This window comes from Streptomyces sp. NPDC006643, assembly GCF_042870175.1.
In the GTDB taxonomy this organism is placed as follows: domain Bacteria; phylum Actinomycetota; class Actinomycetes; order Streptomycetales; family Streptomycetaceae; genus Streptomyces.
In genome coordinates this window covers 62,345-78,005 of sequence record NZ_JBIAHA010000011.1, presented here as the reverse complement: position 1 = coordinate 78,005, position 15,661 = coordinate 62,345, and the positions used below count along the sequence as shown (strand labels likewise).

Here is a 15,661-nt window from a genome sequence, read left to right as displayed (position 1 = left end):
GCCGCGGTCGGTCGTCGCCGTGGCAGCGCGCGTGGCAGAAGTGTCAGGCGCTCTTCAGCGCGGCCAGCCGCGCCTCGATCTCCGCCGCGTCCCCGACGCTTTCCAAACGCTCGAACTGCGCGTCCAGCGAGGAGTCGGCCAGTTCCTCCTTGCCCATCGCCCTGGCCTCCTCCCGCCGCACCTTGTCCTCGAACCGGCCCAGTTCGCTGGTGGGATCCAGCACATCGATGTTCTTGACCGCGTCCATCATCCGATTCCGCGCCTGGGCGGACTTCGACCGGGCCACCAACTCGTCCCGCTTCGACCGCAGCTGCGCCAGCTTGGCCGTCATCTGGTCCAGCCCCGCTCTGAGTTTCGCGACCACTTCCGTCTGGGACGCGATCGTGGGCTCGGCGGCCTTCGCCTCGTTCTCCGACTGGAGCTGGCGGCCGAGCGCCACCTTGGCCAGGCTGTCGAACGTGTCCCCGTCCTCGCTCCGGCCGCCCGAGCGCAGCTCGTCGGCCTTCCTGCTCGCCGCGAGAGCCTTCTCGCCCCACTCCCGTGCCGCGTCCACATCCTCCTGGTGGTCCAGCTCCAGCAGACGGAGATTGCCGATCGTGGCGGCCACCGCCTCCTCCGCCTCCGCGATGTTGTTCGTGTAGTCGCGGATGAGCTGGTCGATCATCTTCTGCGGATCCTCGGCCTGGTCCAGCAAGTCGTTGACGTTGGCCTTCGCCAGTTGGGCGACACGGCCGAGAACCGTCTGCTTCGTCATCGGGCTGCTCCTTCTTCGTCCTGCGGACAAGGGGAATCGCGTCAGAAACGTCCGCCGCCGCCCATCCGGCCGCGAGTGCCACCGCCGCCGAAACTGCCAGGACCAGCGCCACGGCCACCCCCATGACCTCCGCCGAGACCCCCGCCAAAGCCCCCACCTCCACCAAGTCCGCCTCCGCCGCCGAACAGACCGCCGAGGATGATTCCGCCGAGCACGGCGCCGCCGAGCCCGTTTCCTGCCCCTGATACACCGCCCGGACCGGATCGGTTCCCGTACGACCGCACGTCCTGCTCGGCGAGGTCCTGCGCCTGCCTGGCCAGGCCGTCCGCGTGCTGGGCCTCGGCCAGCGCCCCCTGCGCGTCACCCAGCTCCGTCAGCGTCCCGGCCTGGTCGATCCGCCGCTGGGCCTCCGTCAGCCGGGTACGGGCCTCGCTGCCCACCGCCCCGCGATGCGTCGAGATGTAGTCGGCCGCGGCGCCGATCGCCGAGCGGGCGCCGAGCATCGCCCGGTCGAGGAGCGCCCGTGCCCGGCGTCCCCCCACTTCGCGCTCGCGCGCGCCCGCGAGGGCCTCGTCCAGCGCCGCGTCCGCCTCCTCGATCCTGCGCAGGGCGTCGATAGGGTCGTACGGCCCGGCGGCCTGCTCCTGTCGCACATCGGCCACCACCGCCTCGGCGCGCGCGATCCGGCCCTGGAGATCGGCCGTGGACGTGCCTTCCGCCGTGCCTTCGAGCAGACCGCGCGCGTCCGCCAGGTCGGTCTCGGTCTCGGTCAGCGAGCCGGGGAGCCTGCGGGCGGCCTCGGAGAGTTCGAGCGCGCGCCGCTCCACCGCTTCGACCAGCGTCGCCGCCTGGCCCACGGCGCTCTCCGCCGCCCGGACATGCACCGCCGCGCGGCCGTTGTCGCCCGCCTCGATCGAGCGCCGCGCGTCGTCAAGGTTCGTCGTCGCGAACACCAACCGGTCGTCGGCCTCCTCCACGGCGCTCCCGACCGGGGCCGCGGCCGATTCCGCGTACCGCTCACGCATCGCCGCGAGTGTGGCGGCGGCCGTGACGGTCCTGCCGGTCAGCTCCCGGAACGCGGCCTCGGCGGCGGTCAGCGCCTCCGGGGCGTTGCGCTCCATGGCACGCAGCCGGTCGAAGGCCGCTGCCTCGGCGTCCAGTCGGCTGTTGGCGTCCGTGCACCGGGCGACGATCTCGTCCAGCATGCGACGCCGGGTGTCGTCGTCCTCCGGAATCGCGTCGTCGAGCTGCTGACGCAGCCGGAAGGCCGCTGCCAGCTCACCTTTCGCGTACGCCACGGCGTCCTGGAACGGCCGCGCCGCCTTCTCACCGAACTGCGCCGTGGCGAAGCCGAGTTCTTCCTGGCTGGTGCGTACGGCGTCGTCGGTTTCGACGAGGGTCAGCCCCGCCCGCCGGTCCAGCTCCGGCAGCGTCGTTCGCGTCGGCAGGCCCCGCTCCCCCCACCCTTCCTGTCCGCCTTTCGGCGTCGTACGGGTCGAGGCTCGGTGCCTGCGCTTCATGTACGCGTACGCGCCGAGGGCCAGCGCGGCGCCCACCAGGACGACGGGGAGGACGAGCGCGCTGCCCGCCCGGTTGGAGGCGGCTTCGCCGTCGGGGTCCGCCGGGCCGGGAGTGACGGAGGGTGTGGGGACGGGGGCGCCGGCCGCGGCGGCCCGGTAGCCGTTCGCCGCCCCGATCGCCGCGCCCGCCCAGTCGTTCTGCCGGAGCGCCGGTTCGATCGCCGTCCGAGCCACCTCGGCGAGCCGGGCCTTGGTGAGGGGGGCGTCGGACGCGGCGGAGTAGGCGTACTGCCGGTCGTGGGTGGCGACGGCGAGCAGGATGTCGTCGCGGCCGAGACCGTTCCGCTCCGCGGTCGCGGCGGCCCAGCTCTGCCCGGATCTGCCGGAGAAGTCACGCACATAGGCGACGAAGAGCTGGATACGGCTGTCGCTGTCCAGCCGGTCGAGGGACGCGGTCACCGCGTCCGCCCGGCCGTCGAGGGCGCCGACCTTGTCGGTGATCTGGCCCTGACGCGAAAGAGTGAGGGGATCCTCCGCACGGGCTTCCGGCGAGAGCGCGGGCATCAGCAGCCAGCCGGCCGTCACCAGCAGGGCCAGCAGGCTCCGGACGGCTGAACGAGTCCGGTTACGGCATATGGTCCGCGTCACATTTGGGAGGCTATGTCCCGCCTCGATGGTCCGCGACCGGACGATGTGTGCCCGGTCAAGGCGTGTGCGGCGCCGTGCTCAGACCCCTCTCGACCGGCGCCGCACACGGGGCGGCGCCGGTCGGACCCGGGATTCCGGGGGGATCAGATGCTGAAGCGTTCCTTGGCCAGCATCGGACGGATACGGGAAGCGAAACCGCCGGTACGGAAGGGGCGCTGGAGCAGACCGGGGCGGAGTTCCTGTGCGAGAGCGGCGGCGATCATGCCCTGATCCAGGGCGAGAGCCGAACCGCTGACGTGCCCGGTCCCTACATTGACCGAGTCCCGGAAGCCGTAGCCGTCGTGGTACGCGCCGAAGTCGTCCGCGATCGCCTTGAGATTGGCCAGGGCCTCCGACCGTGCGTAGGGGAGGGCGAGGAATGAGGCGTGCGGAGTCACGACGCCGTTGGTGTACGCGGACGCGGGCGGCAGCGGTTCACCGTGCGTGACATAGGTGCGGTCGGTGTTGGAGGCGTATCCGTCGATGTTCATGCCGATCGCGTCCACGCCGTACTCCTGGTAACCGCCTTCGGGCACCTCGGAGGGGGAGAAGCCCCAGTAGCCGTACCCCGCCTCCGCCAGGCCGTGCTCGATCTGGGAGCGGACGAAGCGCCGGTGGGTGGTGCCCCACGAGCGGGGCGACCACTCGGGCTCGGGCACGAACAGCGGCACCATCAGGGCCTCGAACATCGAGCCGCCCCAGGTCGGGACCAGCTTGCGGCCCCGGTAGGTGTAGTGGCCCTGGAAGACCCGGACGCCGTCGATGGTGTCGTACGCCCCGCCGGGCGGCTGCTCCTGGCCGTGCTCGGGAAGCATCGTGCGGAACATGTGCCAGTAGTGGTCGGTGGGAATGCTGCCGTCGGCGATCCCCAGATAACTGGCCATCCGGGGCTCGGTGTTGAGCGCCCCGTAATGGTGGGCCGTCGGCTCGCCGGTGTCGGTCCAGAATCCGCCGCGGAGCTGGCCGGGGCCGGCCACCGGGTCTGCGGCGTCGTACGGCGTGTAGAAGTACGACCAGTCGGCGGTGGCCAGCAGTTTGCCGACCCGGCGACGCAGTCGGCTGTCCGCGTCGGCGGCGATGAGCAGGCCCGTCACGAGCCACGCGTTGTCGACCGAGGAGAGGAAGGGGCGGACCGGATCGCCGGTGCCCGGCCAGCTGGTGAGCACCGAACCGTCGTGGGCGTCGTACCAGTTGAGCCAGAATCCGTGGTGGCGTTCCAGCTTCTCGACGGCCGTGACGGTCAGTTCGAGCCGGCGGCGCATGGTGTCCTGGTCGATCACGCCGAGCCCGGCGGCGGCGACGGTGGACCACAGCCCGCAGCCGATGTTGGTCGGCGAGGTGTTCTGCGAGGGTACGGGTCCGCCGGGCGCGGCGAGGTCGATCTTGTCGGCGGCGAGACCGATGTCGGTCGTCATTGCCTCGATCGAGTGATACGTATCGCGGAACCAGCGGCGCAGCAGCGGTGTATCAGAGGCATGAACAACACGAGCACGCGACGCGGCTGGGGCCGGCGCGGACACGGCGGGTGTGGTGACGGCTCCGAGGGTCAGGGCGGTTGCCCCGGTTCCCGCGGCGGCGAGAAACGTACGACGGTCCATGAGAGTCCAGCTCCCCTTGGCAGATGTGGAGTTGTGGCCAGGGCCGGTGCCTGGGCCAGGTCTTTGGCCGCCGCCATGGCCGGAAGAATTCTCGGAGGTCCGGCCATGGCGGCGGTGCTGGCGCGAGGGCCGGCGGCGGTCAGGTGCCGCCGGCCCCCGGGACTGTGGGGGCGATCAGGCGCGAGTGAGTCGCAGGAAGCGGATGCCCGGGTTCGGCAGCGGGACGGTCAGCGTCGCCGTGCCCGAATCGTCGGCGACCACGGGCGCCAGGGGCTCCACCGGCAGTTCGTCGGCGGACCGCAGCTTCGCCCACTGGGGCTCGTCGGGCCAGTCGCCGCCGCCGAGGTCGTTCCAGACGGCCTGGATGTTGGAGTGCTCCTCGTCGACCCGGCGGGAGAGGACGGTGTAGTCGGCTCCCGGCTCAAGTCCCCCGATTCGTACGGTCGCCGTGCGGTTCAGCGGCGTGGACCCGTCGATCTTGGACTGGTCGAGCGTGCCGTTCCAGAGCAGGACGTCGAGAGTGGAGCCGTCGTCGGCGCGGGTGGCCAGGGACTCCACGAGCGCCTCGGCTCCGTCACCGCTCACCGAGGCGGGAATCCGCCCACCGGCCAGCTGGGAGAGGAGATACAGCGCCCAGAAGCGCGGCTTGCGCAGATTGCCGACCGTCAGCAGACCGAATCCGCCGTGGAAGAGCCGGGGCGGCCAGCCCAGTTCCTCGAACTGGTCGGAGGCGACCCAGTAGGCGAGCGCGTCGGTGGACGACAGGGCGCTCTTCATGCCCCGCAGGACGAACGGGGCGGCGAAGACGGAGTCGCTGACCCGGTGGAAGTGGGTGGGCGTGACGCCCCACTCGGTCCACAGGATCTCCGGCTCGGGCCGGCCGGTCGCCTCCGCGAACGCGCGGGTCATCGGACGGAAGTCCAGGGGAGCGTTGCCGTAGGTATGGGTGGAGATGAAGTCGATGGGGACATCGCGCTCCTGGCAGTACTCAAGAAGGGCGCCGACCCAGCCGGCCGCGGCCGAGGACGGGCCGCCGACCCTGATCCGCTCGTCGACACCCTTCACGGCGCGGACGGCGACTTCGTAGAGCCGGTGGTAGTCGTCCTGGGTGCCGTTCCAGAAGACCTCCAGATTGGCCTCGTTCCAGACCTCGAACTCCCATGCCGCGACGGTGTCCCTGCCGTACCGGTCCTGGAGGTGGACGGTCACCTCGCGGCAGAGGTCGCCCCAGTGCTCCCACACCGCGGGCTTGGACACCAGGGCCTGGTAGTCGAAGACCGTGTAGTGCGGATCGGCGGCGAGTTCCTTGGGCATGAAGGAGAGTTCGACGACGGGCTTGAGTCCGGTGGCCAGGAAGCGGTCGTAGACCTCGTCCAGTCCGGAGAAGTCGAACGAGCCGTCGGGCCGGACGCTCAGCGTCTCCGGGAGGAAGGTGCCGTGGGCCCGGACGGAGCGGACGCCGATCTCGTCGCGGACGATCTCCAGGGCCCGGGCGTACTCCTTCGCGACGTCCGAGCCGCCCGCGCCCGGACGGTCCCAGGCCAGCAGGGAGAAGTGCTCGGCGCCGATCATCCTGTTCCACACCCCGGGAAGGGGAGTGGTGGGAGCCGCCGCGTCCACCGTGACGGTGACCGGGGCAGGACTGGAGCCGGCCGCCCTGGCGCAGCCGGGGGCCGCTTCGGAGAGAGCGCCGGGTCCGCCGTCGGACCAGGTGGCGACCTTGTAGAAGTAGCCGCGGCCCGGCTCGGCGAGGGTGTCGGCGTACGGGGGGTGGGGTACGGCGAGCACATCGCCACCGAGGTGGTCGAGCGGCTCGAAGGGACCGTCGGCGGACTCGGCGCGGTGCACGAGATATCCGAGCGCGCCCGCCACCGGCTGCCAGGTCAGCAGCACATGGCCGGTGCCGTCCTCGGCGGACAGGCCGCCGGGGGCGGGGAGTTCGCCGATGCCGGTGAGCCGCTGATCGCTGGGCTTCCCGATACGGGTCTCCCAGTCGGCGCGAGCGGTGGACTTCTCGGTCATGTCGGTACAAACCTCTTCTTCGATGAGTGCGCGGCGGTAGAGCGGCGGCGTTGGAGCCGCGGTACGCGTCGGGAAGGCCGGAAGGGGCCGCCGTGGCGGCTACTTCATGCCGGTGGTGGCGAGGCCCTGGGTGAAGTGCCTTTGCAAGACGATGAAGACCAGCAGCACCGGCAGGATGATCAGGAAGGAGCCGACCATCAACATGCCGTTGGAGCCGGCCGACTGGTTGGGGTCGGTGGCGAAGGTGGCGAGGGCCACCGGGAGGGTGTATTTCTCCGGGTCGTTCGTGGCGATCAACGGCCAGACGAAGTTGTTCCAGGAGCCCAGGAAGATAAGGATCGAGAGCGTCGCCAGTGCCGGTTTGACCAGTGGCATCGCGATCCGCCAGAAGATGTACCACTCGCCGGCACCGTCGATCCGGGCCGCCTCCAGCAGTTCGTCGGGGATCGACTGCATGAACTGCCGCATCAGGAAGACCCCGAAGGCCTGGGCGGCGAACGGCAGCATCAGCCCCGCGTAGGAATCGATCAGCTGGAGCTTGCTCATCAGCACGAAGAGCGGAAGCAGCATCAGATTGCCGGGCACCATCAGGGCGCCGAGCACCAGCGCGAAGATCTTGTTCCGGCCGCCGAACCGCAGCTTGGCCAGTGCGTAGCCCAGCATCGAGCAGAACACCAGATTGGAGACGGTCACCAGGACGGCCACGGTGAGGGAGTTGAAGAAGTAGAGCGGGACGTCGAGACGGTCGAGCAGTTCGTCGAAGTGCTCCAACGTCCACTCGGAGGGGATCCACACCGTCGGGCTGGCGGTCAGGTCCCGGTCCGTCTTGAAGGACGACAGACCCATCCACAGGAAGGGCGCCGCCATGACCAGCAGGCCGATCGAGAGGAGCACATAGACGCCGGACTTCCTCAGGCGTCCACCGCCGGACCTCGGTGCCGTGCCGGACGGGGGCTCGGACCGGGCCGGCCCCTTGGGATCCAGCGGACCGGCAGGTGCGGAGGGCGGAGGCGGGGGCGAGGTGGTGCGCGCGGCGCTCATTTCGTGTTGTCCTTCAGCAGACGGAGCTGGAGCACCGTGATCGCCATGATCACGACGAAGAGCACATACGCCATGGCGCTCGCATAGCCCATGTGGAAGAAGTTGAAGCCCTCGCGGTACATGGCCAGCGACACGGTGAGCGTGCTGTCCGAGGGCCCGCCCTGTGTCATCACGAACGGCTCCTCGAAGACATTGAGATAGCCGATGGTGGTGATGACCGTGGTGTAGAGCATCGTGGGCCGCAGGAGCGGCACGGTGATACGGCGGAACTCCTGCCAGGTGCTCGCGCCGTCCAGCCGCGCAGCCTCCCGTACATCGGGCGGGATGGCCTGGAGGCCCGCGATGAACAGCACCATGACCGTGCCGAGGTTGCGCCACACGGCCATCACGATCAGCGAGGGCATGGCGAGCGCCTCGGAGCCGAGGAAGTCCGGTGACGTCAGACCGACTTCGGCGGCGAGGCCCGCGATCAGTCCGTCGGACGGGTCGAGGACGAAACGCCAGACGACGGCGATCGCGACGATGCTGGTCACGACCGGGGCGTAGAAACCGACCCGGAAGAAGGTACGGGCCCGGTCGATGCCGTTGTTGAGCAGAACCGCGACGACGAGCCCGAGCCCGACGGTCAGCGGTACGCCGACGATCACGAAGTAGGCCGTGTTGAACAGGGCCTTGAGGAACTTCTCGTCGCCGAACAGCTTCGTGTAGTTCTCCAGGCCGATGAACTCCGCCGAGAGGGGATCGGTGACATTGCGCAGACCGAAGTCCGTGAAGCTCATGACGAGCGTCGCGACGATCGGCAGAGCCATGAAGACGGCGAAGAGCACCAGGAAGGGGGTCGAGAACAGCCAGCCCGCCATGTGCTGGACGGCGACGGGCCGCGGCTTGCCCCGGTTCCGGCCGCCGGCCGGGGGGTGTGCCCCCGGCCCGGACTTCGCGGGAGCCGCGTCCGGGGCCGCGCCTGCGGCCGGTTCGGTCGTGGTGCTCATGGCGACTACTTCACGAGTCCTTCGATGGCGGACTGGGCCTTCTTCGCGGCGTCCTCGGCGCTGGCCTTGCCCTGGGTCACCTGCGAGATGGCCTCATCGGCCTTCGAGGAGATCTCCGTCCACTGGGGCTCGACCGGCCAGGGCTGGGCGGTCTCCATCTGCTCGCGGAATATCTTGAAGTTGGCGTCGTCGGCGAGTTCACCGGAGTCCCAGGCGCTGATGTTGGCCGGCAGGTCGCCCGAGCGCTTGAACCAGTCCTTCTGCCCCTCGGTGTCCGTGAGGTAGCTGAGGAACTCCTTCGCGGCTTCCTTGTGTTCGCTGTCCTTGGAGACGACGAGGCTGGAGCCGCCGGCCATCGAGGCGGAGGCCTGGTCGGCCGGAACCTTGGCGATGGCCCACTTGCCCTTGAGGTCGGGGTAGTTGTCGTTGATGCCGGCCATGGTCCAGGGGCCGGAGTAGAACATCGGGACGTCGCCGGAGTTGAAGTCCGTCAGGACCTCGTAGCCGGGCTGGAAGCTCTTGTTGGAGAGGCCCTTGTCGAAGTACGTGGCGTACTCCTTGAGCGCCTTGACGGCCTCGGGGCTGTCCATGGTGGCCTTGCCGTCGGAGACGATCGAGCCGCCCGCCGAGTACAGGAAGGGGGACCAGCTCTGTACGGCGTCCAGGCCGCTGGACTGGAGGTGGAGACCCCACTGGGTGCCCGCCTTGTCCTGGAAGGCGGTGGCGGCCTGCTGGAGTTCGGCCCAGTTGGTCGGGGGCTTGGTGATGCCGGCCTTCTTCGCCAGGTCGGTGCGGTAGTAGAGGACGCGGGTCTCGACGTACCAGGGGACGCCGTAGACTTCGCCGTCCGCCACGCCCTGCTCCCAGGCGGCGGGGAAGAAGGCGTCCTTCTTGAAGGCCTTGGTGTCGACCGGCTCCAGAACGCCGAGTTCGGCGAACTCGCCCATGTAGCTGCTGCCCATCTGCGTCATGTCCGGCAGGGTGCCGGCGGCAGCGGCGGAGACCAGCTTCTGGTGGGCGACGTCCCAGCCGACGGGGGTGACCTTGACGGTGATGTGGGGGTTCGCGTCCTCGTACACCTTGGCCACCTCGGCGAGCTTCTCGCCCTCGGCGCCCATGGCCCACACGGTGAGCGTCTGCTTCTTGTCGGCGGCGACGCCCGCGCCCCCCGAGCTGCCGCACGCGGTGATCCCGGCGGCCATCGTGAGAGCGACGGCGACAGAGGCGGTTCTGGCGGTGGGATGCATGGACGGCTCCTCCTTGAGCTCACCGATGTATGCGCTGCCTGTAAGCGCATACATCACTCTGCTCCAGGCATTCCGAGAACCGCAAGAGGGGCTTTGGTCACACTCGTGCAACATGTGGGACATCCGGAAGCCCTGCCTCCGCAGGCTAGGTGGGCTATTTGCGTTGCGGAAGTGGCTGAGCTGATTCCGGTTGTGGTCATCGACGGCGGGCCAGGGTTAATGTCGCGCTCATGTCTGAGTTCGAGCACGGCTACCCCTTCGACCCGGCATACGGCCGGAGCCTCGACGAGCTGCTCGACATCCCGGCACCTGCCCCTCCGGACGGATTCGACGCGTACTGGCGGGACCGTTTCGCGAGTGCCACCGGCGTGACGACCGCGCCGGCCGTCGGCCCGCAGGAGGACGAACGGGACGGCTGTCGGATCTTCGGGGTGTCCTACACCTCGGTCGGCGGCCTGCGCGTCGGCGGCTGGCTGGTGCTGCCGGCCGAGGGACCCGCCGAGCACGGTTTCGTGATCGGGCACGGCTACGGCGGGCGGCAGGAGCCGGGCGCCGATGTGCCGCTTCCGCTGCCCCGTAGCGCCGCGATCCTGCCGTGCGTACGGGGGATGGGCTCGCGCAGCCGGCGCCCTGGCATCCCCGGTGAGGCGGCGGGGCATGTGCTGTACGGCATCGAGTCCTGCGCGACCTATGTGATCGGCGACTGCGTGGCCGATCTGTGGTGCGCGGCGTCGGCGCTGCTGGAGTTGGTGCCGGAGCTGAGGACGGCATCCGAGGAAGACGCGGGCGCGCGGCTGGGGTATGTGGGGGAGAGCTTCGGCGGCGGGCTGGGAGCGCTGGCGCTGCCGTGGGACGAGCGGTTCGCCTGCGGGCAGTTGACGGTACCGACGTTCGGGAATCATCCGCTGCGGGTCACCTTGCCCAGCACGGGAAGCGGGGAAGCGGTACGGGCGTACCGCGAGGAGCACCCGGAGGTCATGGACGTCCTCGCGTACTTCGACGCCGCCACCGCGGCGACCCGGATCAGGGTGCCGATGATGGTCGCGCCCGCGCTGTTCGATCCGGCGGTGCCGCCACCGGGGCAGTTCGCCGTGTACAACGCGCTGCCGGGACCGCGTGAGCTGCACGTTCTGCGTGCGGGGCACTTCGAGTACGAGGGCGAGAGCGGGGAGGTCGCGGGGCTGGCACGGGCCCGCCGCGCCTTTTTTGCTGCGAGGCTTGGTTGACGGGGTCGCTTGGTGGTTGCGGGGTTTCGTTTCCCGGGTCCGCCGGGGTCCGCGCCTGCGGGTCGGGGTGTCCTCAGGCGCCGGACGGGCTTGGTGGGTTGCGGTCGGTGTCCGGGTGCCGCTCCGGGGTCATGGCCGGACGGCGTGACTTACGCCGCGTGCAGGGTTCGTTGGACCCGACGACCCACGTTGTTCACGCGGCACAAGTCAGCCTGAGTGTCCGACCACGCCCCCTGCGCGTCCCCCTCCCAACCCGCGGGGGGTGTCAGGGGACCCGGTAGTCCACCACCGGACAGGCCGGGCCACCCGGCAAGACGGGGTGTCATGGCCGCACGGTCCGGCCCACTCCACCCCAACCTCACCCACCCCCGGGGTTTGTGGGGACGTCGTGGCGGTGTGAGGGGGGCGGGGTCGCAGGAGGGGGGTGTTCGGACACTCAGGCTGACTTGTGTCGCGTGAACGACCCGGGTCGTCGGGTCCAACGAGCGTTGCACGCGGCGTAAGTCACGCCGTCCGGACACCCCCCTCCGAAGACCCCGCACCCTGACCGTCAGCCGACAACCGCAACCCGGAGGCGAACCCCGCAACCCCCGCCGGAGGCCACCCCGGCAACGACCACCGCCCCGCTCAGCGCAACCCGCCACCCGCGCCGGAGGCGTCACCGCAGCCGCAGCTCGCGCGGTGGGCCACCGAGACCGGGAGCATCAGCGAGACCGGGGGTCTCGTGGGGTCGGCCAGCCGGCGGACCAGGAGCTCCACCGCCTCCTCGCCCAGGCGCCGCATCGGCTGCCGCACCGTCGTCAGCGACGGGCGGACGATCCGGCTCAGCGGAATGCCGTCGAAGCCGGTCACCGCGATGTCGTCAGGCACCCGCAGCCCACGCCGCTCCAGCGCGTGCAGCGCGCCGATCGCCATCTGGTCGTTGGCGAAGAGGATGGCCTGCGGCCGTTCCCGCCCGGCCGCCCGGTCCAGGAGCGCGTCCGTGGTCCGTACGCCCTCCGCCTGCGTCATCATCTCGGCGCGCAGATCAGGCTCGTCGGCCACCGGCAGCCCCGCTTCCCGGCACGCCTCCTGGTAGCCGCGGAACCGCGCCTCCGCGTCTGGCGACTCGGGGTCGCCGCCCACGAAGGCGAGTGAGCGCAGCCCGTGGTCACGGATGAGATGACGGGCCAACTCCCGTTCCCCGTCGGAGTTCGCCACCTCGATGTGGTCGAGGTGGTCGATCTCACGCGGCCCCGCCAGCATCACCACCGGCAGCCGTCGCGAGATCACCTCAAGGTCCTCGGTGGGCACGGTCTTCGCCAGCACGGCGAATCCGTCCACCCGCCCCGCCACCTTGGCGACCAGGCTCTCCGGACCGCCGACCAGCGACGCGGCGATCAGCAGCGCGTACCCGTGCCGCCGCGCCGCCCGCTCCATGCCGCGGATGATCTGGTCGGAGTAGAGCATGACGGCGGAGTCGTCGGCCTCGGCATCCGCCTCCGCCTCCGCGTCGGTCTCGGCGTCCGGGTCCGCGTAGTCGGGGAAGCAGAGGCCGAGTACGCCGGTGGTGCGGCTGGCCAGGCCACGGGCGTTGCCGCTCGGTACGTAGCCGAGAGCGCGGGCCGCCTCCAGGACCCGGTCCCGGGTCTGGGCGCGTACGGAGTCCGGATTCCGGTAGACCCGCGAAACCGTCGCAATGGAGACGCCGGACCGCTCGGCGACGTCATACACCGTGGGGGCACTCAACCGATCCGACCGTCCGCTCTCGCCGTGCTGGTTTCCGACCGTTCGCTATTCTGACCGATCGCTCTCCGTCAGGCCCGGTTCCACTGGTCGGACCTGTTGTGTAAGCGCATTCACTCTAGGACGCCGCTCTGTGCACGAGCAAGGTCGCCCCCCTCGGAGGCGTCCCCGGCCCGGCCGGTCGCGCGCTCCGCCGTGCCTCGCAGCGCCGCGAACGAGAAGACCGCCGCCCCCAGCATGACGACCCCCGCGCCGACCGCCGCCAGCCCCATCCCGTCCGTGAAGGCGTCCCGTGCCGTCGCCAGCACCTCGGCGCCGGTCTCCGCCGGCAGCCGGGCCGCGGCTGCCGCCGCCCCGCCCAGCGTCTCCCGTACGGCGTCGGCCACCCCGCCCGGCAGCGCGGCGCCCGCGTCGGCCGGCAGGGCGCCCGCCATCTCCCGGCTGTACACCGCCGCTCCGACCGAGCCGAGGACGGCCATGCCCAGCGCCCCGCCCAGCTCCTGCCCGGATTCGAGTACGGCGGCGGCCGAGCCCGCGCGGTCCGGCGGGGCGGCGCCGAGGGCGAGTTCGTTGGCGAGGGTCATGGCGGCGACGAGGCCTCCCACATAGATGCCGCCGGCCACCAGACAGAACCAGAGTGCCGAGTCCGTCCGCACCTGGGTCAGCCAGAAGAAGCCGGCCGCAGCGAAGACGAAGCCGCCGCCCATGACGTACGCGCGGTCGGTGCGCTGCGCGAGGATCGCCGCCGCCGGCGCCGCCACGAGCACACCCGAGGCCGGTACGAGGCTCCACAGCGCGGCCTCGAACGGGCTCAGCCCTCGCACGGACTGGAGGTACTGGGTGAAGAAGACCGCCATGCCCACCGTGGCGAACATCGCGAGGACATTCGCGAACACCGGCCCTCCGAAGGCCCGTCGCCCCAGCAGTCCGAGATCGAGCATCGGGTGGGCGACGCGCTTCTGGCGGCGTACGAAGACCTGGCCCAGCACCAGCCCCGTCGCGACGGCCAGGGCGGGCGCCGGCGCGAACCCGTGCCGGGCCCACTCCTTGACGCCGTAGATGAAGGTGAGCAGCGCGGCGAGCGACAGGACCGCGCTCACCAGGTCGAACGGCTCACGCGCCCGCCCCGCCGACTTGGACTCCGGTACCAGGAACGGCACCAGCACCAGCAGGAGCACCATCGCCGGCAGATTGATCAGAAAGACCGAACCCCACCAGAAGTGTTCGAGCAGCAGCCCGCTGACCACCGGCCCGAGCGAGATCCCGGTCGTCATGACTCCCGTCCAGATCGTCACGGCCCGGCCGCGCTGCTTCGCGTCGTGGAAGAGATTGCGGATCAGCGCGAGTGTCGACGGCATGAGCGCGGCGCCGCCGAGCCCGAGCAGCGCGCGTACGCCGATGAGCGAGTCGGCCGAGTGCGCGTACGCGGCGGCGACCGAGGCCGCGCCGAAGACCGCCGCGCCCGCCAGCACCAGCTTGCGGCGGCCGATCCGGTCGCCGAGCGCCCCCATGGTGATGAGGAGCCCGGCGAGTACGAAGCCGTACATGTCGAGGATCCACAACTGCTGGGTGGCGCTGGGCTCCAGATCCTGGCTGACGTAGGGGATCGCGAAGTAGAGGATCGAGATGTCCATCGAGACGAGCAGCAGCGGCAGCATCAGGACGCCGAGGGCGATCCATTCCTTGCGACCGGCGAGTCGGCCCGCGGCTCGGTCGGCGGGTCGGCCGGCGGGCCCGGGTGCGTGTGAGTTCTCCATGGCGGGTACGTAAACGGGCCCCGCGTGTACGGCGCAAACAGCTCCCTAGTGCACCGGCCCTGATGCCCTGTCCACAGGGGGGCTTGGCGACTCAAGCGCACTAGTACGGTAGGGCCCGTGACCGTCGATCCGCCCAACCTCCCGCCCTATCTGCGCATCGCCGCCGAGCTGCGGCGCCGTATCGCCTCCGGGGACCTCGCGCCCGGCGACCGCGTGCCCTCCACCCGCCGTATCACCGAGGAGTGGGGCGTCGCGATGGCGACCGCGACCAAGGCGCTCGCCGCGCTCAACCAGGAAGGTCTCGTACGCGCCGTGCCCGGCGTCGGCACGGTGGTCGCGGAGCCCGACCGGGGCCGTGGCCCCGGCGGCCGGGGCGCGGTGCGCGGCGAGGGCCTGAGCCGTGAGCGCGTCGTGCGCGCCGCCATCGCGCTCGCCGACGCCGAGGGCCTGGGCGCGCTCACGATGCGGCGCGTGGCGACGGAGTTCGGTATGTCGACGATGGCGCTGTACCGCCATGTCCCCAGCAAGGGCGAACTGGTGCGTCTGATGTCCGAGTCGGTCTTCAGCGGCGCCCCGTCCGGCCCCGAGCCGGCCGGCTGGCGGCCGAGGCTGGCACGGGAGATCCGGTGGCTGTGGACCCGGTACGAGCGCCATCCATGGCTGGCCCGTGCCATGGCGGGGCTGACCCGGCCGATGGCGTCCCCGCACGCGATGAGTTACACGGAGCGGACGCTGAGGACGCTGCGGGGGCTCGGGCTCAAGCCGTACGAGATGATCCACACCCATCTCGCCCTGATGGGTTACGCCCAAGGCGTCGCGATGGCCGTCGAGTTGGAGTCGCAGGCGCGGCAGGACACGGGAATGACGGCCGACGAATGGCTGGCGGCCAATGAGTCGCGCATGGACTCGATCCAGCTCGCCGGGGCGTATCCGGTCCTGTCGACGCTCTTCGGGGACGAGGAGTTCGACCTCGAACTCGGTGTGCTCTTCGAGTTCGGACTCGAACGGATGCTGGACGGTGTCGAGTCACTGGTCGAGCGCTCGCGCGAGCCGTAAACGAGAGCCGACAGCCCCCCCGCGGGCGCCGGGCGGAAC

At 70.6% G+C, this 15,661-nt stretch carries 11 protein-coding genes; 2 read left to right on the top strand and 9 right to left on the bottom strand.

Features of this window, described 5'->3' with window-relative positions; translation table 11 throughout:
- Window positions 1–43 precede the first annotated feature (43 nt).
- From ACFYNU_RS16655 to ACFYNU_RS16625, 7 genes are all read right to left on the bottom strand, one after another.
- Complete coding sequence (locus tag ACFYNU_RS16655; RefSeq protein WP_356584193.1) at window positions 44–754, bottom strand: PspA/IM30 family protein; 711 nt, start codon at window positions 752–754, stop codon at window positions 44–46.
- A 41-nt stretch (window positions 755–795) separates the two neighbouring features.
- Window positions 796–2,838 (bottom strand): TPM domain-containing protein, encoded by a 2,043-nt coding sequence (locus ACFYNU_RS16650; protein WP_356584564.1) that lies wholly within the window; start codon window positions 2,836–2,838, stop codon window positions 796–798.
- 227 nt (window positions 2,839–3,065) lie between these two features.
- On the bottom strand, window positions 3,066–4,559 hold the full coding sequence (locus ACFYNU_RS16645; RefSeq protein ID WP_356584195.1) for a glucoamylase family protein: 1,494 nt from the start codon (window positions 4,557–4,559) through the stop codon (window positions 3,066–3,068).
- 174 nt (window positions 4,560–4,733) lie between these two features.
- On the bottom strand, window positions 4,734–6,581 hold the full coding sequence (locus ACFYNU_RS16640; RefSeq protein WP_356584197.1) for a glycoside hydrolase: 1,848 nt from the start codon (window positions 6,579–6,581) through the stop codon (window positions 4,734–4,736).
- Window positions 6,582–6,680: 99 nt separating this feature from the next.
- Entirely contained in the window at window positions 6,681–7,622 is a 942-nt protein-coding gene (locus ACFYNU_RS16635; RefSeq protein WP_356584199.1) for a carbohydrate ABC transporter permease, read from the bottom strand.
- Window positions 7,619–8,611 carry a sugar ABC transporter permease gene (locus tag ACFYNU_RS16630; RefSeq protein WP_356584201.1) on the bottom strand — a complete coding sequence of 331 codons (993 nt, stop codon included), beginning with the start codon at window positions 8,609–8,611 and terminating at the stop codon, window positions 7,619–7,621. Before ACFYNU_RS16630 ends, ACFYNU_RS16635 begins: the two co-directional genes overlap by 4 nt.
- Before the next feature lie 5 nt (window positions 8,612–8,616).
- Complete coding sequence (locus tag ACFYNU_RS16625) at window positions 8,617–9,858, bottom strand: sugar ABC transporter substrate-binding protein (protein WP_356584203.1); 1,242 nt, start codon at window positions 9,856–9,858, stop codon at window positions 8,617–8,619.
- Window positions 9,859–10,088: 230 nt separating this feature from the next.
- Here ACFYNU_RS16625 and ACFYNU_RS16620 point away from each other — a divergent pair, with 230 nt between their 5' ends.
- On the top strand, window positions 10,089–11,084 hold the full coding sequence (locus ACFYNU_RS16620) for an acetylxylan esterase (RefSeq protein WP_356584205.1): 996 nt from the start codon (window positions 10,089–10,091) through the stop codon (window positions 11,082–11,084).
- A 627-nt stretch (window positions 11,085–11,711) separates the two neighbouring features.
- Here ACFYNU_RS16620 and ACFYNU_RS16615 read toward each other — a convergent pair.
- Together ACFYNU_RS16615 and ACFYNU_RS16610 are read right to left on the bottom strand one after the other, a co-directional pair.
- On the bottom strand, window positions 11,712–12,812 hold the full coding sequence (locus tag ACFYNU_RS16615; RefSeq protein WP_356595793.1) for a LacI family DNA-binding transcriptional regulator: 1,101 nt from the start codon (window positions 12,810–12,812) through the stop codon (window positions 11,712–11,714).
- A 110-nt stretch (window positions 12,813–12,922) separates the two neighbouring features.
- Window positions 12,923–14,566 carry an MFS transporter gene (locus tag ACFYNU_RS16610; RefSeq protein ID WP_356595795.1) on the bottom strand — a complete coding sequence of 548 codons (1,644 nt, stop codon included), beginning with the start codon at window positions 14,564–14,566 and terminating at the stop codon, window positions 12,923–12,925.
- Window positions 14,567–14,683: 117 nt separating this feature from the next.
- Between ACFYNU_RS16610 and ACFYNU_RS16605 the strand changes: the two genes are divergently transcribed.
- Window positions 14,684–15,622 (top strand): TetR/AcrR family transcriptional regulator C-terminal domain-containing protein, encoded by a 939-nt coding sequence (locus ACFYNU_RS16605; RefSeq protein ID WP_356595797.1) that lies wholly within the window; start codon window positions 14,684–14,686, stop codon window positions 15,620–15,622.
- The last annotated feature ends 39 nt before the right edge of the window (window positions 15,623–15,661 follow it).